We start from the raw sequence: 325 nt of genomic DNA, 5'->3' as shown, positions 1-325 counted from the left end.
CCGCAACTGGAACCCGTACCTGCTGATGGGCCTGGGCTACCAGCGCTCGGAAGAGGAATACGTGGTCAACTCGCCGCTGTCGCCGGCCGAGCGTAAGGACGGCAACTTCGCCGCCAAGGTCGGCGTGGGCGTCCAGGGCGACCTGGGCCGCGTCGGCATCCGCACCGAGCTGGCCTACCGCGCCGACTTCGACGACAGCAGCGTCGCTGCTCCGCAGGAAGACTGGTTCGGCGACGTGCTGGCTTCGGTCGGCATCATCGTCCCGCTGGGCCCGGAGCCGGTGGCTGCGGTGGCTCCGGCTCCGGTCGTGGAGCCGGGCTGCGCC

1 pseudogene is annotated in these 325 nt (G+C 71.1%); it reads left to right on the top strand.

Annotated elements, in window-relative coordinates:
* Window positions 1-325 (top strand): annotated as a pseudogene (locus tag TX83_RS21670) (OmpA family protein); the annotation flags it as partial.

Source organism: Lysobacter antibioticus HS124 (assembly GCF_000336385.2).
GTDB classification, from domain to species: Bacteria; Pseudomonadota; Gammaproteobacteria; order Xanthomonadales; family Xanthomonadaceae; genus Lysobacter; species Lysobacter firmicutimachus.
Note: the sequence above shows the minus strand (reverse complement) of the source record. Positions and strands in the feature narration are given on the sequence as shown.